Origin of the sequence: Polymorphospora sp. A560, assembly GCF_045781765.1 — a bacterium.
Taxonomy (GTDB): Bacteria; Actinomycetota; Actinomycetes; order Mycobacteriales; family Micromonosporaceae; genus Polymorphospora; species Polymorphospora lycopeni.
Window position 1 is genome coordinate 5,684,289 of record NZ_CP122282.1, and the last position, 26,093, is coordinate 5,710,381.

A 26,093-nucleotide genomic window follows, 5' to 3' on the forward strand; every position below is an offset into this window, starting at 1 on the left:
GGAAAGTTCGGGGGCGGCGCCGGACCGGCGGGGCGGTCCGGGACGGCCGCGGTCGATAGGTTGTCGGCATGGCGGGTGAAGCGGCACGGACGCGCCGGTCGTGGCTCCTGGTCGGGCTGCCGGCGGTGGCCGTCGCCGCCGGGGCGCTCGCGGTGGGCCTGCCGGTGCTGCGTGGCCTGGGAGTGACCGGGAACGACCCGCCGGTGGTCGTCGAGCGGTCGGCTTTCGCCGTCGTGTGCGAGGTCAGCCGGCCCGACGACTGCGAGCGGCGGACGCGGCTGCACGCCGACCGGCGGCCGGTGCCCCTGCCGGAGCACATGCGGGCGCTGACCGACTGGCAGCGGGTCGTCCTGCCCGCCCCGTCCGGCGGTGTGGTCGCCGTCGACGAGGTAAGGGCGGCGATCGTCGCCGCCGGGCACCCCGATCCGGTGGTCCAGATCGCGCTGGCCGGCGACCCGGCACCGCCCGGCACGGTCCTGTTCGCGGTGCCGGTGTACGAGACCTGCGTGATCGGTCACCTCGGTGGTGGATCACACGACCTTCAGGTGGTCGGCCGGCTGCCCGACGGCCGCTGCCTGGCCGGCTGAGCCGGGCGGGCCGACACGCCGGGGCGGGCCGCCCGAGCCGGGCGCACCAGTACGCCGGGAAGGGCGGGCCGCCCGAACCGGGCGGGCCGAGTGCCGCCGGCGCCGGCGCTCCCACGCGACCTCGGCGACCCGCCGGCCACGGGAGACTTTTCAGCACTTATCGCCGTGGCGGACCGAGGGCGACGGACAGAGACCGGTTGATCTGGGCGGGAGAGACCTTATCCACGCGTGGTGAGGTCTCTCCCGCCCAGATCAACGAGGACCGCCCACGACGCTCCGGCAGAAAGCGTCCGTCGACCGTGCGCCGGGATGGGCGGACCGGTCGGATGGCGATCCGGCGCCTGGCCGTCGGCGCTGGTCGACCCTCATCGCCCGGCAGATTTCGGGATCGTTTCGGACCACCCCCTTGCCTGAGTTGATCGAGACCTTCTAGGGTCCGAGAAAGCGCTTGCCGCAACAGTTGCAGCCGGCCGGCGAGCCGTTTCGCCGGAGGTGGTCCGTGCGCCCGTACCCACAGATCATGGTCGCCGGGACGGCGGGTGCCGCGCGATGAGCGCCAGCCCCACGACCGCCCCGCGGCGGTGGACCGACGCGGCCGGCGCCTGGCTCGGCCTCGGCGCCGCCCCCGCCGCGCTGATCATGGGCGCCGGGATGGCCGACCGCAACGGCGGCGCGCTCCCCCTGGTCGCCGTACTCTGCGGTGCGGTGCTGATGGCGCTGCTGCTCTTCGGGCAGGGCGCGCTGGGCGTACGTCCCCCGTACGGCGAGGGCGCGACGCTGACCGAGGTGGCCCCGCGCTACCTGCACCCGTCGAGCCGTCCGCTGATCGGCCTGGTCCTCGGCATCGCCATGATCGGCTGGAACGGGTTCAACGTCGGACTGGGCGGCGCCTCCCTGGCCGCCGTGACCGGGCTGCCCGGCCCGGTCGCCGCGCTGCTGCTGGCCGCCACCGTGATCGCCGCGTCGTTCGCCTCGCCCCGGCTCGGCAACCGGATCGCGGTGCTCACCACGCTGTCGGCGCTCGCCCTGGTCGCGCTCTGCCTGATCCGGTTGCGCCCGGACTCGTCGCCGGTCACCGCCGGGGTCGGGGGCCTCGGCATGGCCGCCGACGTCGCCGCGATGTGCGGGTATGCCGCCGTCTTCGCCCTGCGTGCCCCCGACTTCAGCCGTGACCTGGCGGGCCGGCGCGACCTGCTGTGGTGCGTGGGGCTGCTGGTCGTACCGGCGGCGCTGCTCGTCGTGGCCGGTGCCGGGGTGTGGCTGCGTACCGGCTCGGCCGACGTGGTCGCGGTGCTGGGCGGCACCGCGGGAATCGCCGCGTACGGGAACCTGTTCGTCACCGCCGGCATCTTCGCGCCGTCGCTGACCACGACGTTCTCCGGGGCGCTGGCCCTGCGCGGGGTGTGGCCGAGGTTGTCGACGGCCGTCGCGACGCTGCTGGTGGCGGTGCCCGGCGCGGCGCTGGCCGCGATGCGGTTCGACCGGCTGATGCTGCCCTGGCTCACGGTGCTGGCGGCCGCACTGCCGCCCCTGGTCGTGCCGATGGCCGTCGAGGCGTTCCGGCGCCGGCGCGGGCGGGTGCCGCGGACCGTACCGGTGTGGACCTGGCTGCCGGCGGGTGCCGTCGCCGTCACGCTCACCGTCGTGGGCACGCCCGTCGCGGCCCTGGTCGGCCTGCTGCTGGCGGCGCTGGCCACCGCCGGTCACCTGCGGCGCCGACCGCCGGGTACGGGTACGACCGGCAGGCGGCTTTCGCCCTGACCGACGGAAGTTTTCGGCATCGGCGTCTAACTATGGACTGGTCTCGACGAAAGCCGTAACCTCTGCGCAACAGCGCCCGCCTCGAGGAGCCGTGCATGTCGCCGAGAACCGGCCCGCCGTCGTACACCCGGAACCGGACCGGCGGCGGACGCCCCGGGTGGCGGACGGCGCTGGTCCTGCTGCTGTCGGTCGTCCTGGCCGGGCTGGTCGGCGGTGCGATCGGCTATTCGATCGCCGCTCCGGACGCGACCGAGTCGGCGGTGGAGCGGATCCGGGCCGAGGAGGCCCGGCGGGACGTCGCCCAGATCACCGCGCTGACCGCGCAGGCCCGGACCACCCGGGCCGAGTTGGAGACCCTGCTGGGCGAACTCGACCCGGCCCTGGCCGCCGGCGCGCCACCGGCCGACGCCGACCGGGTGGCCCGCTGGCAGGCGACCATGCGGACCGCCGTCGAGCGGCACGCCGAGACCCCGTCGGGTACGACCGCGACCAACGTGGCCCGCGGCGCGCTGCGCGGCGCCGTCGACGGCTTCGCGACCGCGGTCGACCTCTACGCCGCCGCGCTGCCGTTGCCGGCGGCCGACCGGGCCACGCTGCTGACGGTCGTGCAGCGCCAGCGGGCCGACGCGGCGACGGCCTGGTCGGTGGCGGCGGCGCAGCTCGACCAGATCAACATCGACGCCGGCAACGGGCACCAGCACGTCTACCTCGGCGGGCACGCCGGCGAGGGCGCGTTCACCCCCGACGGCGCACCGGAGGGCCACTCCGACGACTGAGGCCGCTCTCCCCCGGGCCGGTTCACAGGGGTTCGACGCCGGCCGGGAGGGTGCGGTCGGCGGCGGCCCTGCGCAGGTATTCGTGCAGGGTCTGGCGCAGCGCCTGGGCGGCGTGGGTCGGCACCACGCCCCGGCGCCAGGCCAGCGCGATCGTGCGCCGGATGCCCGGTGCGGCCAGCGGGGTGGCGTGCAGTTGGGGCCGGCCGGCGACGACGATGCCGGGCACCAGGGCGACGCCGAGGCCGGCCTCGACGAAACTGAGCACGGCGTCCATCTCGCCGCCCTCGACGGCGAACCGCGGGATGAACCCGGCGTTGCGGCACGCCTCCAGGGTCGCGTCGCGCAGGTCGTATCCGGTGCGGAACATGACCAGCGGCTGGTGGCGCAGCGCGATCAGGTCGACCGGACCCTCCGGTGCCACGCCGAACAGCGGGCCGACCGACGCGACCACGAGGTTCTCCCGCAGGATCGGTTCGGCGGTCAGGGTCGGGTCGGTGCCCTGGCCGGGCAGGATGATCAGGGCCAGGTCGAGTCCGCCCTGGGTGAGTTCGCGTACGAGGTCCTGCGAGCCCCCTTCCTCGACGTGCAGGTCGATGGTGGGGTGGGCGGCCCGGAACCGGCTGAGCACCTGCGGGGCGAGCGACGAGCACAGGCTGGGGGTGGCGCCGAGGCGTACCCGGCCGCGCCGCAGGCCGACGAGTTCCTGGACCTCGCGCCGGGCGGTGTCGACGTCGGCCAGGATCCGGGCGGCCAGCGGCAGGAGGGCGTCGCCGGCGGCGGTGAGGGTGACGTTGCCGCGTACGCGTTCGAACAGGGGGGCTCCGAGCTCGGCTTCCAGGCTGTGAATCTGCTTACTTAAAGAAGGCTGAGTGATCCCGACGCTCTCGGCCGCCTGGGTGAAATGTCGGTGTTTGGCCACGGCCAGGAAGTACTTGAGCTGTTGGAGCTGCATACCGATAGCCTATGGCTATCGTCGCTGCGACTGCGATGCATTGGACGACTGGATCAGGCGGTCCTTACGTTCGTGCCGTGGCAGTAGCGACCCGGTCGCCGATCCGCTCCAGCGTCGGCATGAAGGCCCTCATGGCGGTGACGGGCATCCTCTTGGTGCTCTTCCTCTTCGCCCACATGCTCGGCAACCTCAAGATCTTCGTGGGCCAGTCGTCGTTCGACGAGTACGCCCACTGGCTGCGCGGCATCGGCACCCCGATCCTGCCCGACACCTGGTTCCTGTGGATCCAGCGCTTCGGGCTGCTCGCCGCGGTCATCGGACACATCGTGGCGGCGACGGTGCTGGCCGTACGCGCCCGCAAGGCCCGCCCGGTCCGCTACGCCCACCGGCCCAAGGTGCAGGGCAGCTACGCGGCCCGCACCATGCGCTGGGGCGGCGTGATCATCGTCCTGTTCGTGGTCTACCACATCCTCGACCTGACCACCGGACACCTGAACCCGATCGGCGACAAGTCCGCCCCGTACGGCAACGTGGTCGCCGACTTCGCCCCGGACCGGTGGTACGTCACCGCCTTCTACACGCTGGCCATCCTCGCCCTCGGCTTCCACCTGCGGCACGGCATCTACAGCGCGCTGCGCACGCTCGGGCAGCAGACCGCGGACGGGGAACGCAACGCCCGGGTGATCGCCCTCGGCGTCGCGGTCGTTCTCTGCGTCGGCTACCTGACGGTGCCGTTCGCCGTACTCACCGGATTGGTGTCCTGAGCCATGACCGAACTGTTCACGGTCGGCGACCCGATCGCCGACACCAAGGCGCCGGACGGCCCGGTCGAGACCCGGTGGGACCGGCGGCGGTTCTCCGCGAAGCTGGTCAACCCGGCCAACAAGCGCAAGCTGTCGGTGATCGTGGTCGGCACCGGCCTGGCCGGTGGCTCCGCCGCCGCGACCCTGGGTGAGCTGGGCTACCGGGTCCGGTCCTACTGCTACCAGGACAGCCCGCGCCGGGCGCACTCGATCGCCGCGCAGGGCGGCATCAACGCCGCGAAGAACTACCGCAACGACGGCGACTCGGTGCACCGGCTCTTCTACGACACCGTCAAGGGCGGCGACTTCCGCTCCCGGGAGTCGAACGTGCACCGGCTGGCCCAGGTCTCGGTGGAGATCATCGACCAGTGCGTGGCGCAGGGCGTGCCGTTCGCCCGCGAGTACGGCGGGCTGCTCGACACCCGCTCGTTCGGCGGCGCGCAGGTGTCGCGGACCTTCTACGCCCGCGGCCAGACCGGCCAGCAGTTGCTGCTCGGGGCCTACCAGGCGCTGGAGCGGCAGGTCGCGGCCGGCACGGTGGAGATGTTCACCCGGCACGAGATGCTGGAGCTGATCGTCGTCGACGGCCGGGCCCGCGGCATCGTCGTCCGCGACATGGTGACCGGCGAGATCAGCACCGACCTGGCCGACGCCGTCGTGCTCGCCTCCGGCGGCTACGGCAACGTGTTCTTCCTGTCGACCAACGCCAAGGGCTGCAACGTCACCGCCACCTGGCGGGCGCACCGCAAGGGCGCGCTGTTCGCCAACCCCTGCTACACCCAGATCCACCCGACCTGCATCCCGGTCTCCGGCGACCACCAGTCGAAGCTGACCCTGATGAGCGAGTCGCTGCGCAACGACGGCCGGGTGTGGGTGCCGAAGAAGGCCGGCGACGACCGGGCCGCCGCCGACATCCCCGAGGACGAGCGCGACTACTACCTGGAGCGGATCTACCCGGCCTTCGGCAACCTGGTCCCCCGCGACATCGCCTCCCGGGCGGCGAAGAACGTCTGCGACGAGGGGCGCGGGGTCGGCCCCGGCGGGCTCGGCGTCTACCTCGACTTCGCCGACGCCATCGGCCGGCTCGGCCGCAAGGCCGTCGAGGCCAAGTACGGCAACCTGTTCGAGATGTACGAGCGGATCACCGGCGAGGACCCGTACACGGTTCCGATGCGGATCTACCCGGCCGTGCACTACACGATGGGCGGCCTCTGGGTCGACTACGACCTCCAGTCGACGATCCCCGGCCTGTTCGTGATCGGCGAGGCCAACTTCTCCGACCACGGCGCCAACCGGCTCGGCGCCTCGGCCCTGATGCAGGGCCTGGCCGACGGCTACTTCGTGCTGCCGAACACGATCGGCGACTACCTGGCCGCCGGGCCGTTCGAGCGGCTCGCCGCCGACGACCCCGAGGTCGCCGCGGCCCGTACGGCGGTCGAGGACCGGATCGCCAGGCTCCTCGCCGTGAACGGCGACCGTACGGTCGACTCGTTCCACCGCGAGCTCGGCCGGATCATGTGGGAATACTGCGGCATGGAGCGCACCGACGCCGGGCTGCGCAAGGCGATCGACCTGATCCGCGGGTTGCGCGAGGAGTTCTGGCAGCGGGTCCGGGTGCCCGGCGAAGGCGAAGGGCTCAACCAGGCGCTGGAGCGGGCCGGCCGGGTGGCCGACTTCTTCGAGTTGGCCGAGCTGATGTGCGTCGACGCGCTGCACCGCACCGAGTCGTGCGGCGGCCACTTCCGGGCCGAGAGCCAGACCCCGGAGGGCGAGGCCGAGCGGGACGACGAGAACTTCAGCTACGTCGCGGCCTGGGAGTTCACCGGCACCGGCGACGCACCGGTGCTGCACAAGGAAGACCTGATCTTCGAGTACGTCCACCCGACGCAGCGGAGCTACAAGTGAAACTGACCCTGCGCATCTGGCGCCAGAACGGCCCCGAGGACAAGGGCCGGATGGTGTCCTACCAGCTCGACGACGTGTCGCCGGACATGTCGTTCCTGGAGATGCTCGACGTGCTCAACGAGCGGCTGACCCTCGACGGCGAGGAGCCGGTCGCCTTCGACCACGACTGCCGCGAGGGCATCTGCGGCATGTGCGGCATGGTGATCAACGGCGTGGCGCACGGGCCGGAGCGGGCCACCACGACCTGCCAGCTCCACATGCGGCACTTCAAGGACGGCGACACGATCGACATCGAACCGTGGCGGGCCCGGGCGTTCCCGGTGGTCAAGGACCTCGTCGTGGACCGCTCGGCGTTCGACTCGATCATCCAGGCCGGCGGGTACGTCTCCGCGCCCACCGGCAGCGCGCCCGACGCCCACGCCACCCCGGTGCCGAAGGCGAACGCGGACGCGGCGTTCGAGGCCGCGGCCTGCATCGGCTGCGGCGCGTGCGTGGCGGCCTGCCCGAACGGCTCGGGCATGCTCTTCACCGCCGCCAAGATCACCCACCTCGGGCTGCTGCCGCAGGGCCAGCCGGAGCGGTCGGCACGGGTGATCGACATGGTGGCCGCCCACGACGACGCCGGGTTCGGCGGCTGCACCAACGCCGGGGAGTGCACCACGGTCTGCCCGAAGGGCATCCCGCTGACCACCATCGGCCGGCTCAACCGGGACTTCCTCAAGGCGTCGGCGAAGCGTCCGGACAACGCGTAAACCGGCCGACCGGGCCGGTCGGGGCGGGCCGGTCGGCGGTTCGATCGGCCGCCGGTGGCGCGATACCGTTTCGGCTCCCGTGTTGATCACGGGCGGGATCGGGAGGTGGATCGGTGCGGGTCGTGGCCGAACGGGTGTTGCCGGCCGAGATCGCCGAGCAGGCCTGGCAGATCTACGCCGAGGCGTTCGAGGAGATGAAGATCCGGGCGGTGCAGCGGCACGTGCTCCACCGCCACGAGTTCGACGAGGTGATGACCGACGAGCGGGTGCGCAAGCTCCTCTACGTCGACCAGCGCCGGCCCGACCGGATCCGGGGCGTCGCCACCGTCACCGACGACCTGTCGGCGATCCCGTTGATCTCACCGGAGTACTTCGCGCACCACTGGCCGGACCTCTTCGCCGCGCGCCAGATCTGGTACGTCGGCTTCCTCGCCGTACACCCCGCCGCCCGGGGCACCGGCGCCTTCGCCCGGCTGACCCGGGAGATCTGGCGACCGGTGCTGGCCGCCGGCGGGATGGCCGTGGTCGACGTCTGCCGGCACAACGACGAGCTGGGCTTCCACCGGGCGATCCACCACGCGCTGGGTTCGCTGGGCGGCGGCGTACGCGCCGAACACATCGACGACCAGTCGTACTGGATCTACGAGGCGCCCGTGCCGTCCTGAACCGGTCCCCGCCATGCCGCCGCCGTCGGCGGGCCGGACGGCACGGTCGCCGGCGGCCCCGGTGACCGGGACGGCACGACCGGCGACCCCGGTGGGAGGGCCGGCAGCGTGGACCAGCGCTCCCCGAACCGGGCGGGGCCGATCGGGGCGCCCCACAGCAGCCCCTGCCCCATCACCACGCCGAGTTCGGCGAGGACACCCTGCTGGGTCGTCGTCTCCACGCCCTCGGCGACCACGGTGAGCCCGAGCGCACTGCTCATCGCCGTGACCGCCCGGACGATCTCCTCGTCCTGCGCGTTGACGCCCAGGCCCCGGACGAACGACCGGTCTATCTTGACGCCGGTGACCGGATGGCGCCGCAGGTAGCCCAGCGCGGAGTAGCCGGTGCCGAAGTCGTCGACGACGATGCGTACGCCGATCTCGCGCATCTGGCGCAGGACCTCGTCGGTCACCGCCGACGCGTCGATCATCACCGACTCGGTGATCTCCAGTACGACGACGTCGGGCGGGACGCCGTACTCGGTGAGCGTCGAGGCGAGCACGTCCGGCAGGTAGGGGTCGCGAAGCTGGCGGGGCGAGACGTTGACGGACATCCAGAAGTCGTCGCCGACGGCGTCGGTACGCCGCCAGTCGGCAAGCTGCCGCACGCTCTCCCGCAGCACCCACCGACCGATCTTGGCGATCAGGCCGGTGTCCTCGGCGATCGGGATGAAGACACCCGGCGGGATCGCCCCGCGCGTCGGGTGGTTCCAGCGGATCAGCGCCTCGGCCCCGAGCAGCCCACCGGTACGCAGCTCGACGATCGGCTGGTAGGCCAGGTGCAACTGCGGCGACACCGCCGACCCGTCGGGGGTCTCGGCCGGCAGGGCCTTGCGCAGGTCGACCTCGATGTCGACCCGCTCCCGGACCCGCTGGTGCATCGACGAGTCGAACATCGTCCACTTGCCGGGGCCCTCGGACTTGGCCTGGTACATGGCGGTGTCGGCCTCGCGCATCAGGTCGTCGGCCGTGACCTCGGTGCCGGCGTCGACCGGCCGGCCGGCGATGCCGACGCTGGCGCTGATGACGACCTGGGCGAACGGCATCGACAGCGGCGCGCCGAAGCAGTCCAGGACCCGTTCGGCGAGCGCGACGGCGTCGTCCCGGCTGCCGACGTCGACCATCACGAACTCGTCGCCGCCGACCCGGGCGACGGTCGCCGGCACGGGCACGACCGTACGCAGCCGCCGGGCCACCTCGACGATCAACTGGTCGCCGGCGGCGTGCCCCCACGAGTCGTTGACCCGTTTGAAGCCGTCCAGGTCGAGATAGAAGACCCACACCATCGCCCCGGGCGGGGCCGGCGTGTGGAGCAGCCGACCGACGTGCTCGGGCAGCATCGTCCGGTTGGGCAGCTGGGTGAGCGCGTCGTGGGTGGCCTGGTGCTGGTAGCGGTGCTGAGCGGCGGCGTACGCCGACACGGCCGACACGGCCCGCCCGAGCAGCAGGACGACCATGGCGACACCGCCGACCGCGATCACCACCCGCTGCAGCGCGCTCTTGTCGGGCAGCAGGACGGTGAGCAGGAACGGCACGGCGAGCGCCGGCACGATCAGCAGCAGCCGCGGCCACGACCACGCCTGCACCGGCAGCGGGGTGGCCCGCCCGAGTTCGACCATCGACGGGTGCAGGGCGGCCGCGCCGATGAACGCGAAGCTGAACAGGAACGGCAGGTCGAGCAGGGGCGACCCGGTCAGGTGACCGGTCCGGCCGATGATCGCGTACGCGACGTCGCCGATCAGGACGCCGGTCATCGTGGCGACCAGCAGCAGGTAGCTGGGCCGCCGGGCGGCGGTGGTGAACGCCAGGTTGACCACCAGCAGGACCAGCACCGTGTCGAAGAGCGGATAGACGCCGGCCAGCGCCGACACGACGGCGGACCGGTGCGCGATGCTCGCCGCGGGTACGGCGAACAGCAGGATCGACACGATGGCCATGCCGACGCAGACGATCAGCCCGTCGATGACCGCGTGCTTCTCGATGGCGCGCCGGGCGCGTAACAGGCCGGCGAGACTGAGCAGCATCAGGACGTATCCGGGCACGGTGAACATGTCGGCGGCCAGCTCGCTGACCCCGGTCCGGCCCGACGCCCACGGGCGCAGCAGTGCCCCCGCGGTGAAGACGACGATGGCGGCGGCCAGCAGCGTCCAGGGGTTGCGCAGTTCGGTGCGGTGCCAGCGGGGGCCGACGAGGAGCGCGACCACACCGGCGATGGCCACGACGATGAACGTCAGGCCGGACAGGACCGGGCTGACGTCGGCGACGTAGAGAACGGCGGCCAGAAGCCCGCCGACTACGTAGAGGCAGGCGGGCAGAGCCGAGGCGGCGGGGCTGTCCGACGGCGAAGCCGTACGCGGCATCGGCATCGCCCCCTGAACGGACACGTGTGCTGACTGATCGTCTGGCAGGGCCACACAGTATCAAGGCAAGCCGGAACCGGTGGGTGAAGATCCCCACCCCGGCCCGTCGGCGCCGCCGGGCAGGTCACAGCACGAAGGCGTCGGTCCAGAGCTGACGGGAGCGCCCGGAGAGGGCGTCGAGCAGGGCGACCGCCTGCCCGTCGGTGAGCGCCGCGACGAAGTCGATGACCGCGCGGCCGCGGGCCCGGGCCCTCAGGTCCGGACCGCTCCCCCGGCCCGTACCGGCCGCGTCGGCACCGGCCGACAACAACTCGGCCTCGGCCAGCTCGACCAGGTCGTGCAGCCGGCGCGGGAGCCGGGTCTCCTCGCCGGGGTCGAGGATCCAGGCGACCAGCGCCTCGACCAGGGTGGCCAGCAGCCGGGCCTGCCCACGCTGGTGCAGGGCCAGATCCGGACGTTCGAGCACGAACCGGTGGTGGACGAACTTGAGCACCTGCACCTCGTGCCACTGTGCCGCGTGCAGCAGGACGTGCCCGGACCGCATCGACGGCTCGGCGACCACCTCGATCGCGTCGACCAGCCGGCGGGTCCACCGGCTGGAGAACCCGGTGACGTACTGCTCGGCCGCGAGCGAGCCGTCGAAGGGGGCGGCGAGCAGCCCGTCGACCAGTTCGGCCCGGACGTGCTCGACGGCCGCCGCGAACGCCTCGTCGTCGCTGATCCAGCCGTCGCGGCGGTGCAGCCGGCGACGCAGCCGTTCGATGGCCGCGCCGGGCCGCCGGCCACCGGCGTCGAGTTCGCCGTCGGGCAGTTCACGCAGCCGGGTCGCCTCGCGCTGCCAGCCCATCAGCTCGCCGGCCACCGCCCCCTGCTGGAGCACGCCGACCCGGTGGAAGTCCTCCAGGTCGTGGATGGCGTACGCGATGTCGTCCGCGGTGTCCATGATCGACGCCTCGACGGTCTGCTGCCAGTCGGCGACCCGGCCGGCGAACGGGGCCCGGGCCTGGCGCAGGTCGTCGACCTCGGTCGTGTACGCGCCGAACTTCAGTGACCCGCTGCCCGGGTCGTCGGCCGGCGGGGTCGCCCCGCGCGGCGCCGGATCCAGGTCACGCGGGTGCGGATCTGGATGATCGTGGCGGGTCCACGGATACTTCAGGATCGCCGCGCGGACCGCGGCGGTCAGGTTCAGACCGATCGTCGCCGTCCCCCGGATCTCGGTGCTGGTGACGATCCGGTACGACTGCGCGTTGCCCTCGAACCCGTCCGGCAGGCCGAGCCGCTGGCGGGCCAGCCGGTCCAGCACCTGCTCGCCGAGATGGCCGAACGGCGGGTGTCCGAGGTCGTGTGCCAGCGCCGCGGCCTCGACCACGTCCGGGTCGCAACCACCGAGCTTGTCCAGCAGGTCGCGGTAGCGGTCGTCGGCCGACAGCCGCTCGGCGACCGCCCGGCCGACCTGCGCGACCTTGAGGCTGTGCGTCAGCCGGTTGTGCACCAGCAGGCCGGACCCGCCCGGGCTGATGACCTGGGTCACCCCACCGAGCCGGGAGAAGAACGGCGAGCCGACGATCCGGTCGCGGTCGGCGCGGAACGGGCTCGCGGCCAGATCGCCGTACGCGGTGGCGCTGTCGCCGAACAGGCGCTGGGCGCGGGGATCGACGGGGTGGGTCATGAAGTCGACCGTACTCCCGACCGGTTCGGGCGCGCCGGGCCGGTCCTCGGCGTGCCGGGAGGGTCGGGTCGGACGGGGCGGTCCGGTCGTGGGTGGCGGGGCGGGCCATCCGGTCGTCGGTGGCGGGCGGGACGGTCCGGTTGTCGGTGGCGGGCGGGGCGGGGTTGGGCCTCCGGACGACCGATGTGCGGCCGCCGCAGGCATGGATTGCTGTTGCGGCCCACAGCGAATTCGGCGTATCCACAGCGATTTCGCTGTGAGCCCGGACGGCTACACCCGTCCGAACTCCGCGGCGAATCCGGACTGACCATCAGTAACGGGCACGAGCCGGTCACCGCTTCTCCTTGATCGCGTCCCTCCTGGTCGCGACACCCCGGCCCGGCACCCCGCACCCGGCGACCGGGGGCCGCCGGCCCGCGTCATCGCGGCGGGGCCCGGGGGCGGGGACTCTACGGGGCCGGCCGCCGGGCCAGCCACTCGGCGAAGGTCTGGGTGCCGTGCTCGGCGGCCGGACCGGCGACGAGCGTGCCGTCGCGCATCGCCCGGCCGAACGCGCCGGGCAGCGGGAACTGGATGACCGGGCCGCGCGCGCCGACGGAGCGTGCGTAGGCCCGGACCAGGTCGGCCATCATCTCCTCGCGTGGCCCGCCGAGGTCGGTGGCCCGGCCGACCGGTTCACCCTCGGCGAGGTCGACGAGTCGTTGCGCGACCTCCCGGGCGGCGACCGGCTGTGACCTCATCGTCGGGATGAGCGTGAGCGGGCCGAATCTGAGCTGCCCGTAGATCTGGGTCGCGAACTCGTGGAACTGCGTCGCGCGCAGGATCGTCCAGGGCTGTCCGCCGTTCGCTACCAACCGCTCCTGGGCGACCTTTCCGGCGTAGTAGCCGAACGGGGCCCGGTCGATGCCGACGATCGACAGCACGAGGAGGTGCCGTACCCCGGCGGCCGCTCCGGCGGTGAGCAGGTTCGTGGTCACGGCCCGGAAGAACCTTTCCGCCACCTCGGCGGAGCGGGTCGACACCGAGGTCACGTCGACGACCGCCCGTACGCCGCCGAGCGTGGCCGCCAGGCCGGTGCCGGCGACGAGGTCGACGCCGGTGGAGCGGGCGAGCACGACCGCTTCGTGCCCTCGTTCCCGCAGGACGTCGACGACGTGCCGTCCGACGGCGCCGGTTCCTCCGGCGACTGCGATCCTCATCCGTGTCTCTCCCGCCTGTGCTGGGTGCGGTTGCCGTCATGGAGGACGGGACAGCACCGACGGATGTGACGGACCGGTTGTGGACGGCTGCCGGCGTCAGGTGGCGGGGTGGGTGAGGTGGTGCGGGTATTCACCGATCTGTTCCGCCCGGCCGGCCGGGCCGAAGTGCCAGCCCTGGGCCAGGTCGCTGCCGAGGGTGGCGAGCCGCTCGGCTTGCTCGGCGGTCTCGACGCCCTCGGCGGTGACGCTCATGCCGAGCATGTGGGCGAGGCGTACGACGGTCTCCACGATCTGCTCGTCGACCCGGTCGGGGGTCGGCAGCCGCATGCCGGCCATGAACGCGCCGGCCAGCTTCAGCCCGTGCACGGGCAGGTGGCGCAGGTGGGCCAGGTTCGAGTAGCCGGTGCCGAAGTCGTCGATGACGATCCGTACGCCCATGTCGGCGATGGCCTGGAGGGTGGCGACGGGCCGGTCGTACGACTGCATCACCGCGCTCTCGGTGATCTCCAGTTGCAGTGCCTGCGGGGGCAGCCCGCTGTCGCGCAGTGCCCGGGCCACCTCGTCGGCGAGGTCGGGTTCGGTGAACTGGCGCATGGAGACGTTGACGCTGACGAACCGGGGTGGGCCGCCGTCCTGCCAGCGGGCGGCGTCGGCGCACGCCTGGCGCAGCACCCAGCGGCCGAGCGCGACGATCACCCCGGACTGCTCGGCAACCGGGATGAAGGTGTTGGGCGACAGCCGGCCCAGCTCGGGGTGGTGCCAGCGCAGCAGTGCCTCGGCACCGCGCAGCCGGTGGTCGGTCAGCGAGACGATCGGCTGGTATTCGAGCTGGAACTCGCCGCGGCGCAGTGCCTCGGGCAGCCGGCCGGCGAGGTCGTAGCGGCGCATCTGGGCGGCGTTGCGGTCCGGGTCGAACAGCGCCCACCGGCCCCGCCCGTCGGCCTTGGCCAGGTAGAGGGTGGCGTCGGCGGCCCGCAGCACCTCCTGGAAGTCCTCGCCGTAGGCGGGCCGTTCGAGCACCCCGATGCTGGCCGACACGGTCAGCCGATGGCCCTCGACCTCGACCGGCGTGTCGAGCACCTCGAGGAGCTGCTCGGCGAGCGCGGTGACCTGGCCGGGGCCGTCGGTGTCGCGCAGCAGGACGACGAACTCGTCGCCGCCGACGCGCGCGATGACGTGGCCGGCGCCGGTGACCCGGTCGTGCAGCCGGCCGGCCACGGCGACCAGCAGTTGGTCGCCGATCCCGTGCCCGAGCGTGTCGTTGATGATCTTGAAGTCGTCGAGGTCGAGGAAACAGACGCCGACCCGACGGTCCGGGGTGGCGGCGGCGATGGTGTCCTTCAGCCACCGGTAGAGCAGGGTGCGGTTGGGCAGGCCGGTCAGCGGATCATGGTGGGCCTGGTGGTGCAGCTCGGTCTGCAGGCGATGCCGGTCGGTCACGTCTTCGGCCATCGCCACCAGGTAGGCCGGCCGGCCGTCGTCGCCGTGGACCAGGGAGACCGACAGCGTCATCCAACCCGTCGTGCCGGCCGCGTCGACGAACCGCTTCTCCATCCGGACCAGGCGCCCGCCGGAACCGAGCAGCCGTTCGACGATCTCCTGCCGGATCGACGGCACGTCGTCGGGGTGGAAGAAGTCGAGCACCCGCCGGCCGACCAGCTCGGCGGCCGGGATGCCGAGCATCAGGGAGACGGCGGGGTTGGCCTCGACGAGCCGGCCGCGCAGGTCGGCGATGGCGATGGCCGTGCCGGCCGCGCTGAACACCGCCCGGAGCCGGGCCTCGCTGTCGCGTCGGGCGTGCTCGGCGGTGTCGACGGCCGCCAGCGCCGCCGCCCGGATCCGCTCCTGCCCCATCAGGGTGCGTTCCCGCTCCGCCGCGCAGAAGCCGGCCGACAGGCCGCCGAGCAGTTCGCCGAGCCGGACCTCCACCGCTCGTCCGGCCAGTCCGGCCTCGGCCGGGAGCCGGGCCAGCGTGGTGATCGAGTCGCGCAGCACCTCGGGGGCGGTGAGCCGGGCGCGGACGAGGGCGACGCCGACATCGTGCCCGACCCGCTCGTGCTCGGCCGGGGCGCGCAGCGCGCCGGCCATCCGCCGGACGAGTTCGTGCAGGAAGACGCGCAACTGGTCGCCGTCGGGGGCCAGGTAGCCGCTGGCCCGCACCGCGGACACCCAGCGTTCCGTCAGGTCGGACAGATCCCGTCCGGCTGTCGTCTGGTCGCTTTCGGTGCCATGCACGCCATCACCGCCCTTTCGGCCGCACCTTAAACCAAACCGTCCACCCACGGGACCCCGCACCCCGCCTCTCCCGCCCACCCGCAGGCCCGCCCGCCGCCGTCGCGCCGGCCCGGCCGCCACCCGCCCGCCACCCGCCCGCCGATCAAGGAGGAATCGTGGGGGTTATGTCCACTTTGGGCAGCAACGAGTCCTCGATCAACGCGGCGGTCGACGCCGGACCGGTCACCCGTCCCCTGAGTACGATTCCTTTCCAGTCAACGCGAAAGGGCGGCAACTCTATGGGGACCGTCGACCGACCGGTCGTCGTCGGACTGGACAACGGTGGCAACAGCACGAACGCGACCGTCCTCGACGTGTCGGGCCGGTTCCTGGTCGACCGGCTGGTCGAGACACCGAGCCGGGTGCTGGAAGGGCCCGCCGCCGCGGTCGAGGCGATGGTGACGGCGATGGACGCCGCGCTCACCCTGACCGGGGTCGCCCGGGAGCGGGTCCTCGCGGTGGGCCTCGACACCCCCGGTCCGGCCAGCGCCGACGGGGTGATCAGCTCGAAGGGCTCCACCAACTTCTCGCAGCCACCGTGGCGGGGTTACGACATCCGTACGGCGCTGGCCGACCGGCTCGGCCTACCGGTGGTCTACAACAACGACGGCAACGCGGCCGCCCTCTACGCCCACCACGTGCACTTCGGCGCCGGCGCCGGACAGCACTCGTCGATCTCGGCCATCGTCGGCACCGGGCTGGGCGGCGGGGTGGTCGAGTCCGGCCGGGTGGTCCGGGGCGCCGCCGGGATGGCCGGCGAACTCGGGCACGTACACATCCCGCTGCACGGGCTCCTCGCCGAGGGGCAGCCGATCCCGACCTGCCGGTGCGGCTTCGCCGGCGACGTGGAGAGCGTCGCCTCGCTGACCGCGATCGAGCGCAACCTCCTGCCGTACTGGTTGGGTCGCTACCCGGACCACCCGCTGGCCGCCGCCGAGTCGCCGCGCGCCGCGGCCAAGCTCGTCCGCACGTACGGCGAACAGGGCGACGAACTGGCCCGCCGGGTCTTCGACCAGCAGGCGATGGCGCTCGGACGGCTGTTCACGATCGCGGCCAACTTCACCGACCCGAGCGTGTTCTTCGTCGGCGGCGGTGTGGTCGAGACGGATCCGGGGTTCCGGGAATGGTTCCTCGGCCGGATCCGGGAGCACACCCTGCTGCGTACCGAGCAGGCCGCGGCGTCGCACTTCGCCCTGGTTCCCGACCTCGACATGGCCGGCGCCCGCGGTTCGGCCATCGCCGCCCTGAACGTCCTCCCCCGCTGACCCACCCCACCCGCCCCGTCTCGCATCCCACCCACTCCCGCCCCGCCCTCGCCCGCCCTCGCCCGCCCCGCCCTCGCTGATCAAGGGGATCCTCTTCGCAAAGCGGGCGGGAAACACCACAACTTCCCCTTGATCGGCGCTCACCCGGCGCTCACCGGGCGCTCACCGGGCGCTCACCGGGCGCTCACCGGCGGCGGAGGCGCGGGAGGTGCCGCACGGCGTGGGGTGGGCCACGGGGGCCGACGCGCCGGGGTGGGCGCGCGACAAGCGGGGTCGGGCCCGGGCAGAATGCAGCGGCGAAGTCCACCGGAAAGGGACGGATCAGGATCGTGACTACGGCGGTTTACCAGCGGATCGCGCAGGAGCTCGGCGTACGCGAGCGGCAGGTGCAGGCGGCGGTCGACCTGCTCGACGGCGGCGCCACGGTGCCGTTCATCGCCCGCTACCGCAAGGAAGCGACCGAGATGCTCGACGACGCCCAGTTGCGGACCCTCGAGGAGCGGTTGCGCTACCTGCGGGAGATGGAGGAGCGTCGCAGCGCGATCCTCGAGTCGATCCGCGCCCAGGGCAAGCTCGACGACGCCCTCGAAGCGTCGATCATGGCCGCCGACTCGAAGGCCCGGCTGGAGGACATCTACCTGCCGTACAAGCCGAAGCGGCGGACGAAGGCGCAGATCGCCCGCGAGGCCGGGCTGGAGCCGCTGGCCGACGGGCTGCTCGCCGACCCCACCGTCGACCCGAAGGTCGCCGCCGAGAAGTACGTCGACGCCGACCGGGGCGTCGCCGACGCCGTCGCCGCGCTGGACGGGGCCCGGGCGATCCTGGTCGAGCGCTTCGCCGAGGACGCCGACCTGATCGGCGGGCTGCGCGAGCAGATGTGGTCGCGGGGCCGGGTCACCTCGGCCGTACGCGACGGCAAGCAGGACGAGGGCGCCAAGTTCTCCGACTACTTCGAGTTCGCCGAGCCGTTCACGAAGCTGCCGTCGCACCGGGTCCTGGCCCTGTTCCGGGGCGAGAAGGAGGGCGTGCTCGACCTGTCGCTGGAGCCGGACGAGCAGCCCGCCGACCCGACCGCCCCGGTGACGCCGAGTGACTACGAGCGGCGGATCGCCCACCGGTTCGGCATCGCCGACCAGGGCCGTCCCGGCGACCGGTGGCTCGCCGACACGGTCCGCTGGGCGTGGCGTACCCGGATTCTCGTACACCTCGGGGTCGACCTGCGGACCCGGCTGTGGCAGGCGGCCGAGGACGAGGCGGTCCGGGTCTTCGCCGCCAATCTGCGCGACCTGCTGCTCGCCGCGCCGGCCGGGACCCGGCCGACGATGGGGCTCGACCCGGGATTCCGTACCGGGGTGAAGGTGGCGGTGATCGACGGCACCGGCAAGGTCGTCGCGACCGACACGATCTATCCGCACGAGCCGGCGCGGCGGTGGGACCAGTCGGTCGAGACGCTCGCCAAGCTGGCCGCCGCCCACCAGGTGGAACTCGTCGCGATCGGCAACGGGACCGCGTCCCGGGAGACCGACAAGCTCGCCGGTGACCTGATCAAGCGGCATCCGCAGCTCCGGCTGACCAAGGTCGTCGTGTCGGAGGCCGGCGCGTCGGTCTACTCCGCGTCGGCGTACGCCTCCCAGGAACTGCCCGGCCTCGACGTGTCGCTACGCGGCGCGGTGTCGATCGCCCGGCGCCTGCAGGACCCGCTCGCCGAACTGGTGAAGATCGACCCGAAGTCGATCGGGGTCGGGCAGTACCAGCACGACCTGGCCGAGACCAAGCTGTCCCGGTCGCTCGACGCGGTGGTCGAAGACTGTGTCAACGGCGTCGGCGTCGACGTCAACACCGCGTCCGCGCCGCTGCTGAGCCGGGTCTCCGGGATCGCGCCCGGACTGGCCGAGAACATCGTCATGCACCGCGACACGAACGGGCCGTTCCGCAGCCGCAAGGCGCTGCGGGACGTACCCCGGCTCGGGCCGAAGGCGTTCGAGCAGTGCGCCGGCTTCCTGCGCATCCCCGGCGGCGACGACCCGCTCGACTCCTCCAGCGTGCACCCCGAGGCCTACCCGGTGGTCCGGCGCATCCTGGCCAGCACCGGCACCGACCTGGGCGCGCTGATCGGTAACAACTCGCTGCTGCGCGGACTGCGCCCGGAAGGGTTCGTCGACGACACGTTCGGTCTGCCGACCGTCACCGACATCCTGCGGGAACTGGAGAAGCCGGGCCGTGACCCGCGTCCGGCGTTCAAGACGGCGACGTTCGCCGACGGCGTGGAGAAGATCTCCGACCTGACGCCGGGGATGCTGCTGGAGGGGGTCGTCACGAACGTGGCGGCGTTCGGCGCGTTCGTCGACGTCGGGGTGCACCAGGACGGGCTGGTGCACGTGTCGGCGATGTCGAACACCTTCGTCAAGGACCCGCGCGACGTGGTCAAGCCCGGCGACATCGTACGGGTCAAGGTCGTCGACGTGGACATCGCGCGCAAGCGGATCGGGCTGACGCTGCGCCTCGACGACGACGTGACCGCCGGCCGGGGCGACCAGCGGTCCGGCGGCGGCCGTCGCGAGGGCGGCCAGCGCGGGGACGGCCCGCGCGGTGACGGCCAGCGCGGCGGGCAGCGCGGGGACGGCCAGCGCGGCGGCGGGCAGCGCGACGGGCGGCAGGGTGGTCGCGGCGGTTCCGGCGGCCGGGGTACGTCGGGCGGCTTCACCGGCGGCGGTGCGCTCGCCGACGCCCTGCGCCGCGCCGGCCTCGACAAGGGCCTGGGCGGGTCCGGGCGCTGATCAGCGCCCGCGGCGCGGGCCGGCTTGCCGTCGCGCGCCGCGGGCTGGCGTGCCACCGCGCGTTGATCAAGGAGAAAGCGTGCCCGTTCCGGGGGGCTTTGTCGCTCGACTTCTCCTTGATCAACGCGCGGACCCGGCGCGCCCGACGCGTGCCGGGCGCGCGGGCTCAGCGGGCGGCGTGCATCAGTTCCGGGGAGGAACTGTCCAGCGGGACCGCCTGGGGCGGTACCAGGCCGAGTTGCACGCCCTGCCGGGGCAGGACCGAGCCGACCAGCCAGTCGGCGAGGACCCTGATCCGGTTCCCCGGCATCGACACCAGGTGGTAGCCCCGGGTCACCACCTTGGCGACCGGCCCGGACAGCGGCACCCCGAGCGGGTTGCCGGCCGCCTGCGTACCGCCGAGGTCGACCACGAAGCCGAGGTCGTGGTGCTTGTACGGGCGCCGCGCCCCCCGCCCGTACGAGGCGGCGATGTTGTCGGCGGCCAGCCGGCCCTGCCGTACGGCGTGCTGGGCGGTCATCGTGGTGATCTCGCCCGGCCGGGTCAGGTCCGGTACGGCGGCCGCGTCGCCGCAGGCGTACACCTCGGGGTGGCCGGGGACGTTGAGGTACTCGTCGACGACGAGCCGGCCCTTGGCGGTCGGCACGCCGAGGTCGGCGACCAGCGGGTCGGGGCGTACGCCGACGCACCAGATCAGCGAGCGGGTCGCGACGAATCCGCCGTCGGTGAGGCGTACGCCGTCGTGGGTGGCCTCGGCGACCGACGTACCCATGCGGACGTCGACGCCGCGGCGCCGCAGCACCCGGTCGGCGGTGCGGGACATCCGCTCGTCGAGTTCGGGCAGGACCCGCCCGGCGACGTCGAGCAGCAGCCAGCGCGGCGGGTTGCCGGCCAGGCCGGGCAGCCGGCGGGCGAGCGCGTCGGTGTAGAGGATGCCGTTGCCGGCGACCTCGGTGCCGGTGTAGCCGGCGCCGACGACGACGAAGGTGCGGCGGGCGTCGCGTTCGGCCGCGTCGGACGTCTCGGCCGCGAGTTCGACCTGCCGGGTCAGGTGGTCGCGCAGGAAGAGCGCCTCGGGGATGCCCCGGAAGCCGTGCGCGTGCTCGGTCAGGCCGGGGATCGGCAGCAGCTTGTTGACGCTGCCGGCGGCCAGCACCAGCCGGTCGTACGTCAGCTCGCGGGGCCCGCCGCCCGGTCCCCCGTACGTGACGCACCGCCGGCCGAGGTCGATCCGCTCGGCCTCGCCGAGGATCAGGCGTACGCCGGGCAGGGTGTCCACCAGCGACACGGTGACCCGGCGCGGCTCGAGCACCCCGGCGGCGACCTCCGGCAGCAGTGGGAGGTAGAGGAAGTAGTCGTGCGGGTTGACCAGCACGATCTCGGCGGCACCCCGGGCCAGGCGGGACAGCCGGCGGGCGGCGTGGTAGCCGGCGAACCCGGCTCCGATGATCACGATTCGTGGTCGGCTCATGCCTGGGTCTCCGATCGGTCGTCGGTGCCGCCGGATTCCCCGCCCGTCGGCGGACAAACCCGGCCGCCCGGTTTACCGCGCGTGCCGCGGGTATACCGCGCCGTCCGGACGGACGATCCGACAGCGGAGGGCGTGACATGGGCGAGGGCAAGAAGAAGCGGACGGACGACCGGGAACCGGCCGGTGAGCGCGACGAGCGGCAACTGTCCCCGGACTGGGCCGACGAGGCGGCCGAGGCCCGGACGGCGGACGACCCGAGGGCGCGGGCACCGCACGACCGGACCGGGACGCCGAGTACCGGCGCGGCCCGCTGACCGGCCGCGGTGACGGTTGTCGAGGCGCCGGCGCAGAGCCGGCTGCGGTTGCGTGACCGGTGCCTGGACCATTTCGCCGACGATCTGCTGACCAACGACCCCCGGCTGCGTGACCTGCGGGTCAACGTGACGTTCGACCGGGGGGTGGCGCACGTGACGGGCGCGGCGGACAGCCGTGCCCATCTCGCGATCCTGCGTGACCTGCTCGGCCGGTTCGAGGGCGTGTACGCCGTCTGGGACCGGGTCGCGGTCGCCGGGCGCGAGCCGGTGGTCCTCGACCTGGGGTGTGGGGACACCCTGCAACAGCCGGGCAGCCTCGGCATCGACTGGCGGCCGGGGCGTGGGGTCGCGGTGGTCGCGGACCTGGCGGCCGGGATCCCGGTACGCACCAACTCGGTCGACCGGATCTTCACCGTGCACGTCCTGGAGCACCTGACCGACTACCTGCCGCTGCTCGACGAGTGCCACCGGGTGCTGCGGCCGGACGGCGTGCTGCACGTGCTCGCGCCCTGGTGGCGGCATGTCAACGCGGTGGCGGACCCGACCCACGTACGGTACTTCGACCCGCAGACGATCAAGAGCATCTGCGAGCGGCGGGACGCGGCGTACCCGTGGCGGCCGCTGCACGCGGCGTGCGACGGCGCCACGGTCTTCGCCGACCTGTCGCCGGCCCGGCCCGGCGACGACACACCCGGCCCGGCGTTCCTCGCCCGCTTCTTCGACTGAGCCCGCCCGACCGGCCGGCCCTCGGCCGCGGCGGCCTCGGCCGTGCCGGCCCGCCGGCGGCCCGTCATGATCCCGGTGATCAGGGGCTGGTGACGGCGGCACGCCGACGACACGCCCGACGTACTCCCTGATCACGCGGATCTAGGGCGGGTCAGCCGCTCAGGCCGGGGCGGCCGAACAGGACCGCGTAACCGGACGGGAGCTGGCCGAGCACGTCGTTGAGTTCGCCGCCGGTGACCGAGTCGGCGACGGTCGACAGCACCGCGCTCGCGTCCCACTCGGCGGTCATGTCGGTCGCGCCGGTCTCCTCCGCGACCCGCTCCAGGAACTCCCGGACGCTGAACTGCTCGGCGGCACCGGACCGGGCCTCGAACGGTGTCGCCGCCGCCCCGGGCAACTGGGCCCCGAGGTCGTGGGCCTCGCCCGGCGAGAGCCGCTGCGCCAGCACCCCGAGCACCGTGGTGGTGATCCGTTCGGCCTCGTCCCGGTCGACGTACTCGCCGCGTTCCCGGACGTCGGCCAGAAACTTGTCGTACCGCATTGCGTACCTCCCGGTCCGCGTTCGCGCCGGACTGCCCGGCCCGTCGGGCCGAACGGGTGGCCGGCCCGTCGAGCCCCACGGATACCCGGCGCGGCGGCGACGATTCCGGTTTGCCCGTACGGCGGCCCGGGAACTCGCCGCGTCCGGCAATCGTGGAGGAGCAGCCATGACTCAGACCGCACAGCGCGCGATCAATCTGCCCTCGGGTGACGCCGTTCCCGTTCTCGGCCTCGGCACGTGGGGAATGGCGGAGGACGTACGCCGCCGCGACGAGGAGGTCGCCGCCCTGCGGCTCGGGCTGGACCTGGGCATGCACATGATCGACACCGCCGAACTCTACGCCGACGGCGCCGCCGAACAGCTGGTCGGCGAGGTCATCAGGGGTCGGCGGGACGAGGTCTTCATCGTCGACAAGGTGTCGCCGACGAACGCGAGCGCCACCGGCGCGGTCAACGCCTGCGAGCGCAGCCTGCGCCGGCTGGGTACCGACCGGATCGACCTGTTCCTGCTGCACTGGCGGGGCACGGTACCGCTGGAGGAGACGATCACCGCGATGACCACGCTGGTCACCGAGGGCCGGATCCGGCACTGGGGGGTCAGCAACTTCGACCTGCCCGACCTGGTGGAGCTGACCAGCCTGCCCGGCGGCACGGCGGTGGAGGCGAACCAGGTGCTCTACAACCTCGGCAACCGGGGCATCGAGTGGGAACTGCTGCCCAGGTGCCGGGAGGCGGGGCTGCCGGTGATGGCGTACTCGCCGCTGGGACGCGGCCGGGTGCTGGGCGACCCGGCCCTGCGCGAGGTGGCGATCCGGCACGACGCGAAGCCGGCGCAGGTGGCGCTGGCCTGGACGCTGCGCCAGGAAGGGGTGTGTGCGATCCCGAAGGCGAGCACGCCGGGCCACATCCGTGACCTGTGGGGGGCGTTCGACCTGCGGCTCACCGGCGACGACCTGACGATCCTGGACCGGGCGTTCCCGCCGCCGAACGGCCAGACCACGCTGGAGATGCTGTGAGCGTACGGTCGTCGGATGGACGACGAACGCGGGTGGCAGGAGCGGCGCAGGCTCGCCGTCGAGGCGCACGGGGCGGCGCTGGCCCGGGCCCGGGCGGCCGAGGAGGAGCGGGCGGCGGCCCTGATCGCCGGGTTCGTCGCCCGGGCACGTGACCGTGGCCTGGCCACGGTCGCGCTGACCGCCCGCTCGTACGGCGGTCGCGGCCGCTACCGGACCGGGCTGCGGGGCTGGTACCTGCGGGCCGACCTGGCGGTCGGCGAGGACGGCAACCTCTACCTGCTGACCGTCCCGGCCAGCCTGCGGGCCCGGTTGGTGGGTACGGCGCTACCGCCGTACCCACCACGGCTGGTGATCGGCGAGGGTGGCCGGGACGGCGAGTCGATCCCGCTGGAGGTGCTGCTGCACCGCCGGCTGGACGCCGACGGCTGACCGACGGGTCAGGCGCTCTTCACCTCGGTCGGGGTGTCCACCGCGCCGTGCACCGTCCCGGCCGCGCTGCTGAAGGCCACCAGGGAGAGCAGCAGTTCGCGCTGGGCCCGGCTGGGCATCCGGTCCAGCACCGCCTGGACCGCCTGGTAGCGGCGTTCCTTCAGTTCCTGGAGCAGCACCCGGGCGGACGCGGTCACCGAGAGCTGGACCTCGCGGCGGTCCCGGGGGTCGGGGGCGCGGCGCAGCATGCCGGTCGCCTCCAGCCGGTCGCAGAGCCGGCTCGCCGACGACGGCACGACGTCGAGCAGTTCGGCGAGCCGGTTGACGTTGGTGCCGGGCCGACTGCTGATGATGGACAGCACGCGGAGCTGGGTCGGCGACACCGTCGAGTCGTGGCTGGACCGTGCGGCGTCGAGCACAGCGATCAGCGACTCTGCGGCCGCCTCGACCGCGGCGGCGAGATTCGCAGATCGCTCCATGCCGTTGTCCTCTTGCCTTGGTCTAGCCCGTCCGATCCGGTTCGATCCTGCGTACGCCGCTACCCGCGGTATCGAGTTTCATACCATCCCAATCCAGACAGACGATGACGGCGTCGTCTTCGAGATCAGCATGTTCGTGGTAGGCGCGCAACTCGCGCATCACCGTACCAACCGCTTCGGTCGCCGGCTGCAGCCGAGTTCGACGGATGGCTCTGGCAAGGGCACTCTCGCCGTACGGGGCCCGGCCGCCGGGAGCGGCGGTGTAGACGCCGTCGCTGACGACCACCAGCCGGTCGTCCGGTTCGAGCTTGAACTCCTGCGCCTCGTAGCGGGTGTCGGCGAACATCCCCAGCGGGAGCTGCTGGTCGAGCCGGAGCAGTTCGACCTGCTGGCCGCGCATCAGCAGGGCGCGGGGCGAGCCGGCGTCGACGACCCGGACCCGGCCGGTCGGCAGGTCGACCTCGACGAGCAGGGTGGCGACGTGCCGGGTCCCGCGGTGTTCGGCGAAGACGGTGTCGGAGGCGAGTTCGGCCTGCTCGACCAGGCTGCCGCCGGACCGCCGGGCGTTGCGCATGGCGTTGACGGTCACCGCGGTCAGCAGCGACGCGGCCAGGCCGGCGCCGTATCCGTTGAGGACGGTGACGGTGAGCCGGTCGTCGGTCAGCGCCCAGTCGAAGTGGTCGCCGCCGACGGTGTACGCGGGTTCGAGCTGGCCCGCCAGCCGGTAGGCCGGATGTGTCTGGCCGCGGCCGGGCAGCAGGTCCCACTGCATCTCGGCGGCCATGGTGAGCCGTTCCCGGCGGCGGGCCCGGCGGTAGCGGTCGGTGTCGCGGTCGGCGGCCCGCAGCGCGACGGCGAGTTCGTCGGCGACCAGGCCGACCTCGTCGACGAGTTCGCCGTCGGGGGTGGCGGCGAAGTCGGTGACCAGCACCCCGATCCGCTCGCCCCAGGCGGTGACCGGAAGGTGGAGCCGTACGCCGCCGGCGGCCAGTTGCTCCACGACGGACCGCTGGCTGCCGAAGCAGCGTACGGCCGCGCTGGTCTCGGCCAGCGGGCCGTGGGCGGGGTGCGACTCGCCCAGCACCGGCCAGAGCCCGGAGATGCGGTAGTCGGCGACCAGCACGTCGGTCCGGGCTCCACCCAACCGGGTCCGGATGAATCCGTCGGCCACCTCGACCAGTTCATCCGGCGCGGCGGCCCGGAGAAGGGCCGCCACGGATCCGCGTGATTCCGGCATTTAATGGCTCTCCCGATCAATGTTTGCCACAGGGCAAGCATCATATGCGCAGAGAGATGTGGGGTGTCGCCCGGCCGTCCACCCGGGACCGGCGGCC

The 26,093-nt window shown here is 73.0% G+C and carries 22 protein-coding genes; 13 read left to right on the plus strand and 9 right to left on the minus strand.

Features of this window, described 5'->3' with window-relative positions; all coding sequences use genetic code 11:
* Positions 1 to 68 precede the first annotated feature (68 nt).
* From QCD66_RS25380 to QCD66_RS25390, 3 genes are all read left to right on the plus strand, one after another.
* Entirely contained in the window at positions 69 to 587 is a 519-nt protein-coding gene (locus QCD66_RS25380) for a DUF6993 domain-containing protein (RefSeq protein WP_375735221.1), read from the plus strand.
* A 549-nt stretch (positions 588 to 1,136) separates the two neighbouring features.
* Positions 1,137 to 2,348: a hypothetical protein gene (locus QCD66_RS25385; RefSeq protein WP_375735222.1), complete on the plus strand. Its 1,212-nt coding sequence runs from the start codon at positions 1,137 to 1,139 to the stop codon at positions 2,346 to 2,348.
* A 95-nt stretch (positions 2,349 to 2,443) separates the two neighbouring features.
* Positions 2,444 to 3,124: a hypothetical protein gene (locus tag QCD66_RS25390; RefSeq protein ID WP_364214127.1), complete on the plus strand. Its 681-nt coding sequence runs from the start codon at positions 2,444 to 2,446 to the stop codon at positions 3,122 to 3,124.
* A 22-nt stretch (positions 3,125 to 3,146) separates the two neighbouring features.
* Here QCD66_RS25390 and QCD66_RS25395 read toward each other — a convergent pair whose 3' ends face one another.
* Positions 3,147 to 4,082 carry a LysR family transcriptional regulator gene (locus QCD66_RS25395; protein ID WP_375735227.1) on the minus strand — a complete coding sequence of 312 codons (936 nt, stop codon included), beginning with the start codon at positions 4,080 to 4,082 and terminating at the stop codon, positions 3,147 to 3,149.
* A 113-nt stretch (positions 4,083 to 4,195) separates the two neighbouring features.
* Between QCD66_RS25395 and QCD66_RS25400 the strand changes: the two genes are divergently transcribed.
* The 4 genes from QCD66_RS25400 (at position 4,196) to QCD66_RS25415 (ending at position 8,201) form a co-directional block, all read left to right on the plus strand.
* Positions 4,196 to 4,840 (plus strand): succinate dehydrogenase cytochrome b subunit, encoded by a 645-nt coding sequence (locus QCD66_RS25400; protein ID WP_364214281.1) that lies wholly within the window; start codon positions 4,196 to 4,198, stop codon positions 4,838 to 4,840.
* A 3-nt stretch (positions 4,841 to 4,843) separates the two neighbouring features.
* Positions 4,844 to 6,784: a fumarate reductase/succinate dehydrogenase flavoprotein subunit gene (locus tag QCD66_RS25405; RefSeq protein ID WP_364214124.1), complete on the plus strand. Its 1,941-nt coding sequence runs from the start codon at positions 4,844 to 4,846 to the stop codon at positions 6,782 to 6,784.
* Positions 6,781 to 7,536 carry a succinate dehydrogenase/fumarate reductase iron-sulfur subunit gene (locus tag QCD66_RS25410; protein ID WP_364214121.1) on the plus strand — a complete coding sequence of 252 codons (756 nt, stop codon included), beginning with the start codon at positions 6,781 to 6,783 and terminating at the stop codon, positions 7,534 to 7,536. The genes QCD66_RS25405 and QCD66_RS25410 overlap by 4 nt, the downstream gene beginning before the upstream one ends.
* Positions 7,537 to 7,649: 113 nt before the next feature.
* Positions 7,650 to 8,201 carry a hypothetical protein gene (locus QCD66_RS25415; RefSeq protein WP_364214119.1) on the plus strand — a complete coding sequence of 184 codons (552 nt, stop codon included), beginning with the start codon at positions 7,650 to 7,652 and terminating at the stop codon, positions 8,199 to 8,201.
* On the opposite strand, the gene QCD66_RS25420 is transcribed toward QCD66_RS25415, so the two are convergent.
* The 4 genes from QCD66_RS25420 to QCD66_RS25435 all read right to left on the minus strand — a co-directional run bounded on the left by QCD66_RS25420 (position 8,177) and on the right by QCD66_RS25435 (position 15,703).
* Positions 8,177 to 10,600, minus strand: a complete 2,424-nt coding sequence (locus tag QCD66_RS25420; protein ID WP_364214116.1) for an EAL domain-containing protein — start codon at positions 10,598 to 10,600, stop codon at positions 8,177 to 8,179. The two genes, QCD66_RS25415 and QCD66_RS25420, sit on opposite strands and share 25 nt — an antisense overlap.
* 124 nt (positions 10,601 to 10,724) lie before the next feature.
* A complete protein-coding gene (locus QCD66_RS25425; protein ID WP_357537988.1) occupies positions 10,725 to 12,269 on the minus strand; it encodes a dGTP triphosphohydrolase in 1,545 nt (514 codons plus the stop codon).
* Positions 12,270 to 12,718: 449 nt separating this feature from the next.
* The gene (locus tag QCD66_RS25430; protein ID WP_375735224.1) at positions 12,719 to 13,468 is read right to left on the minus strand and encodes an SDR family oxidoreductase; all 750 of its coding nucleotides are present in this window, start codon (positions 13,466 to 13,468) and stop codon (positions 12,719 to 12,721) included.
* 96 nt (positions 13,469 to 13,564) lie between these two features.
* Positions 13,565 to 15,703: a putative bifunctional diguanylate cyclase/phosphodiesterase gene (locus QCD66_RS25435; RefSeq protein ID WP_375735225.1), complete on the minus strand. Its 2,139-nt coding sequence runs from the start codon at positions 15,701 to 15,703 to the stop codon at positions 13,565 to 13,567.
* Between the two features lie 278 nt (positions 15,704 to 15,981).
* Here QCD66_RS25435 and QCD66_RS25440 point away from each other — a divergent pair, with 278 nt between their 5' ends.
* Positions 15,982 to 17,007, plus strand: coding sequence for an ROK family protein (locus QCD66_RS25440; protein WP_375735226.1), 1,026 nt, complete (start codon positions 15,982 to 15,984; stop codon positions 17,005 to 17,007).
* 329 nt (positions 17,008 to 17,336) lie between these two features.
* On the plus strand, positions 17,337 to 19,784 hold the full coding sequence (locus tag QCD66_RS25445; protein WP_364214101.1) for a Tex family protein: 2,448 nt from the start codon (positions 17,337 to 17,339) through the stop codon (positions 19,782 to 19,784).
* Between the two features lie 166 nt (positions 19,785 to 19,950).
* Here QCD66_RS25445 and QCD66_RS25450 read toward each other — a convergent pair whose 3' ends face one another.
* Positions 19,951 to 21,255, minus strand: coding sequence for an NAD(P)/FAD-dependent oxidoreductase (locus QCD66_RS25450; protein WP_364214098.1), 1,305 nt, complete (start codon positions 21,253 to 21,255; stop codon positions 19,951 to 19,953).
* A 137-nt stretch (positions 21,256 to 21,392) separates the two neighbouring features.
* On the opposite strand from QCD66_RS25450, the gene QCD66_RS25455 reads away from it, so the two are divergent.
* Together QCD66_RS25455 and QCD66_RS25460 are read left to right on the plus strand one after the other, a co-directional pair.
* Positions 21,393 to 21,569: a hypothetical protein gene (locus tag QCD66_RS25455; protein WP_357538001.1), complete on the plus strand. Its 177-nt coding sequence runs from the start codon at positions 21,393 to 21,395 to the stop codon at positions 21,567 to 21,569.
* A 9-nt stretch (positions 21,570 to 21,578) separates the two neighbouring features.
* The gene (locus QCD66_RS25460) at positions 21,579 to 22,295 is read left to right on the plus strand and encodes a methyltransferase domain-containing protein (protein WP_375737092.1); all 717 of its coding nucleotides are present in this window, start codon (positions 21,579 to 21,581) and stop codon (positions 22,293 to 22,295) included.
* A 151-nt stretch (positions 22,296 to 22,446) separates the two neighbouring features.
* Here the strand turns inward: QCD66_RS25460 and QCD66_RS25465 are convergent, their stop codons facing one another.
* Positions 22,447 to 22,836 (minus strand): DUF2267 domain-containing protein, encoded by a 390-nt coding sequence (locus QCD66_RS25465; RefSeq protein ID WP_364214094.1) that lies wholly within the window; start codon positions 22,834 to 22,836, stop codon positions 22,447 to 22,449.
* 166 nt (positions 22,837 to 23,002) lie between these two features.
* On the opposite strand from QCD66_RS25465, the gene QCD66_RS25470 reads away from it, so the two are divergent.
* A complete protein-coding gene (locus QCD66_RS25470) occupies positions 23,003 to 23,851 on the plus strand; it encodes an aldo/keto reductase (protein ID WP_364214091.1) in 849 nt (282 codons plus the stop codon).
* Positions 23,852 to 23,866: 15 nt separating this feature from the next.
* On the plus strand, positions 23,867 to 24,280 hold the full coding sequence (locus QCD66_RS25475) for a hypothetical protein (protein WP_407566807.1): 414 nt from the start codon (positions 23,867 to 23,869) through the stop codon (positions 24,278 to 24,280).
* Positions 24,281 to 24,288: 8 nt separating this feature from the next.
* Here QCD66_RS25475 and QCD66_RS25480 read toward each other — a convergent pair whose 3' ends face one another.
* Positions 24,289 to 24,759: a MarR family transcriptional regulator gene (locus QCD66_RS25480; RefSeq protein ID WP_364214086.1), complete on the minus strand. Its 471-nt coding sequence runs from the start codon at positions 24,757 to 24,759 to the stop codon at positions 24,289 to 24,291.
* A gap of 22 nt (positions 24,760 to 24,781) precedes the next feature.
* Positions 24,782 to 25,996 (minus strand): PP2C family protein-serine/threonine phosphatase, encoded by a 1,215-nt coding sequence (locus tag QCD66_RS25485; protein ID WP_364214083.1) that lies wholly within the window; start codon positions 25,994 to 25,996, stop codon positions 24,782 to 24,784.
* Positions 25,997 to 26,093: the final 97 nt, after the last annotated feature.

What these genes read in the sequence shown, in the direction of transcription:
- QCD66_RS25470 (WP_364214091.1), top strand. Translation starts at nt 23,003, where the DNA reads ATGACTCAGACCGCACAGCGCGCGATCAATCTGCCCTCGGGTGACGCC.
- QCD66_RS25420 (WP_364214116.1), bottom strand. Translation starts at nt 10,600, where the DNA reads ATGCCGCGTACGGCTTCGCCGTCGGACAGCCCCGCCGCCTCGGCTCTG.
- QCD66_RS25465 (WP_364214094.1), bottom strand. Translation starts at nt 22,836, where the DNA reads ATGCGGTACGACAAGTTTCTGGCCGACGTCCGGGAACGCGGCGAGTAC.
- QCD66_RS25405 (WP_364214124.1), top strand. Translation starts at nt 4,844, where the DNA reads ATGACCGAACTGTTCACGGTCGGCGACCCGATCGCCGACACCAAGGCG.
- QCD66_RS25485 (WP_364214083.1), bottom strand. Translation starts at nt 25,996, where the DNA reads ATGCCGGAATCACGCGGATCCGTGGCGGCCCTTCTCCGGGCCGCCGCG.
- QCD66_RS25425 (WP_357537988.1), bottom strand. Translation starts at nt 12,269, where the DNA reads ATGACCCACCCCGTCGATCCCCGCGCCCAGCGCCTGTTCGGCGACAGC.
- QCD66_RS25475 (WP_407566807.1), top strand. Translation starts at nt 23,867, where the DNA reads ATGGACGACGAACGCGGGTGGCAGGAGCGGCGCAGGCTCGCCGTCGAG.
- QCD66_RS25390 (WP_364214127.1), top strand. Translation starts at nt 2,444, where the DNA reads ATGTCGCCGAGAACCGGCCCGCCGTCGTACACCCGGAACCGGACCGGC.
- QCD66_RS25380 (WP_375735221.1), top strand. Translation starts at nt 69, where the DNA reads ATGGCGGGTGAAGCGGCACGGACGCGCCGGTCGTGGCTCCTGGTCGGG.
- QCD66_RS25450 (WP_364214098.1), bottom strand. Translation starts at nt 21,255, where the DNA reads ATGAGCCGACCACGAATCGTGATCATCGGAGCCGGGTTCGCCGGCTAC.
- QCD66_RS25430 (WP_375735224.1), bottom strand. Translation starts at nt 13,468, where the DNA reads ATGAGGATCGCAGTCGCCGGAGGAACCGGCGCCGTCGGACGGCACGTC.
- QCD66_RS25400 (WP_364214281.1), top strand. Translation starts at nt 4,196, where the DNA reads ATGAAGGCCCTCATGGCGGTGACGGGCATCCTCTTGGTGCTCTTCCTC.
- QCD66_RS25480 (WP_364214086.1), bottom strand. Translation starts at nt 24,759, where the DNA reads ATGGAGCGATCTGCGAATCTCGCCGCCGCGGTCGAGGCGGCCGCAGAG.
- QCD66_RS25385 (WP_375735222.1), top strand. Translation starts at nt 1,137, where the DNA reads ATGAGCGCCAGCCCCACGACCGCCCCGCGGCGGTGGACCGACGCGGCC.
- QCD66_RS25455 (WP_357538001.1), top strand. Translation starts at nt 21,393, where the DNA reads ATGGGCGAGGGCAAGAAGAAGCGGACGGACGACCGGGAACCGGCCGGT.
- QCD66_RS25440 (WP_375735226.1), top strand. Translation starts at nt 15,982, where the DNA reads ATGGGGACCGTCGACCGACCGGTCGTCGTCGGACTGGACAACGGTGGC.